The following is a 2,267-nucleotide window of genomic DNA, read 5'->3' on the forward strand; positions in this document are numbered from 1 at the left end:
GAAACCCCAGGATTCGCGGGTCCGGATACGCCTCGGGACGTCGACGAGAAGGCGAAGCCGCGTTTCGGGACGCTCCGGAACCGACACACATCTCTTCGCGCTGCGGCCGAAAGGGGCCGGAGCGTCCCGAAGCGCCCCTCCTCCCCCGCCGCCGCGAGGCGCCGGGCGCCTCGGCGTGTCGTCGAATCGCGCGCGTCGAATGCGGGCGTTCGTTCCGGTCCGCCCGTCGGCGTCACTCCACAGTGACGCTCTTGGCCAGATTGCGCGGCTGGTCCACATCCTTGCCCATGAACACCGCCGCATGATAGGCGAGCAGCTGCATCGGAATGGCGTAGACCAGCGGCGCGAAGGCGCCGGCGATCTCGGGAAGCTCGATGAAGCCCGCGAGCTCGGCCGCCGCCGCCTGGCGCGCCGCCGCCGAGCCGATGAGGATGAGATGGCCGCCGCGCGCCGCGACCTCTTGCAGATTGGAGACGGTCTTCTCGAGCGTGGCGTCCGGCGGCGCCAGCACGATCACCGGCATGGCGTAGTCGATCAGCGCGATCGGCCCATGCTTCAGCTCGCCGGCCGCATAGCCTTCCGCGTGAATATAGGAGAGCTCCTTGAGCTTCAGCGCGCCTTCCAGCGCCAGCGGGAAGGCCGCGCCGCGGCCGAGATAGAGCACGCTCGAGGCGCGCGCCACATCGCGCGCGACAGGCTCGATCAGCGCTTCGCGAGAGAGCGCGCCGGCCATTTGGCCAGGGGTCGCGGCGAGCTCGCGGACGAGGCGCTTCTCATCCGCTTCGTCGAGCACGCCGCGCGCGCGGCCGAGCGCTATGGCGAGGCAGGCGAAAACGGCGAGCTGACAGGTGAAGGCCTTGGTCGAGGCGACGCCGATCTCGGGTCCGGCGAGCGTCAGCGCGACGGTTTCGCTCTCGCGCGCGATCGTCGAGGTCTCGACATTGACGATGGAGAGAATGTGCTGGCCCTGCGCCTTCGCGTAGCGGAGCGCCGCGAGCGTGTCGGCCGTCTCGCCCGATTGCGAGACGACGATCATCAGCCCGTTCTCGGAGAGCGGGGCCTCGCGGTAACGGAACTCCGAGGCGATGTCGATGTCGACCGCGAGCCGCGCATAGCGCTCGAACCAATAGCGCGCGATGAGGCCGGCGTAATAGGCCGTGCCGCAGGCCGAGATGGTGACGCGCGAGAGCCTCGACGGATCGAAGGGCAGGGTGAAAGGCAGGCGCGCCTCGCCCGCGGCGAGATCGAGATAATGCGACAGCGTGCGGCCGACGACCTCCGGCTGCTCGTGAATCTCCTTGGCCATGAAATGCCGGTAATTGCCCTTGTCGACGAGGAAGGAGCCCGCCTGCAGCGTCTGGCGGCGGCGCTCGACCTCGTTCCCGGCGGCGTCGTAGAAAGTGATCTTGTCGCGCGTCAGCACGACATGGTCGCCCTCTTCGAGATAGGCGATCGCCCGCGCGAATGGCGCGAGGGCCAGCGCGTCGGAGCCGAGATAGACGCCTTCATCGCCCCAGCCCGCCGCGAGCGGCGCGCCGCGCCGCGCGCCGATGAGCAGATCCTCCTCCCCCTCGAAAAGGAAGGCGAGGGCGAAAGCGCCCTCGAGCCGGGCGAGCGCCGCCGCCACCGCCTCGCGCGGAGCGGCGCCCTTGCCGCGCTCCTCGGCGACGAGATGGGCGACCACTTCCGAATCGGTCTCGGTGGCGAAGACATGGCCTTTGGCGGTCAGCTCCTCGCGCAATTCGCGGAAATTCTCGATGATGCCGTTATGCACGACGGCGAGCCCGGCGCTCGTATGCGGATGGGCGTTGGTCTCGGTCGGCCGTCCGTGCGTCGCCCAGCGCGTATGGCCGATGCCGCTCGTCCCCGCCAGAGGCGAGGCCTGGAGCTTCGCCTCGAGGTTGCGCAGCTTGCCGCTGGCGCGCAGTCGGGTGAGGCGGCCTTTCTCCAGTGTGGCGAGGCCGGCCGAATCATAGCCGCGATATTCGAGCCGCTTCAGCGCCTCGACCAGGGAGGGCGCGACCGGCTCGCGTCCGAGAATGCCGACGATCCCGCACATGGAAATCTCCCCTCGATCGAAGCGCCGCGGTCGGAAGGCCTAATTCTATTCCGTGACGGCTATTCTGGACAGAGCATTAGGTCATTTCGCGGAGCCGTCCAGAAAGTGAGGCGCTTCCTTCTCCCGCCTGCGCACGGCTGTCCGGGGAATGAGTCGATAGGTCGCGGGCGCATGCCCGGCTTTCCCGAGAGTTTCGGGGTACTTTCTG

General features: G+C 68.5%; 1 protein-coding gene. It reads right to left on the reverse strand.

What is annotated here, in order from left to right; translation table 11 throughout:
- Nucleotides 1-232: 232 nt before the first annotated feature.
- Nucleotides 233-2,059 (reverse strand): glutamine--fructose-6-phosphate transaminase (isomerizing), encoded by a 1,827-nt coding sequence (gene glmS, locus Mspo_RS19305; protein WP_159732901.1) that lies wholly within the window; start codon nt 2,057-2,059, stop codon nt 233-235.
- Nucleotides 2,060-2,267: the final 208 nt, after the last annotated feature.

This window comes from Methylosinus sp. Ce-a6, assembly GCF_009811655.1.
Classification (GTDB): Bacteria; Pseudomonadota; Alphaproteobacteria; order Rhizobiales; family Beijerinckiaceae; genus Methylosinus.

Coding starts and splice junctions, on each gene's coding strand:
- glmS (WP_159732901.1), bottom strand. CDS start 2,059: ATGTGCGGGATCGTCGGCATTCTCGGACGCGAGCCGGTCGCGCCCTCC.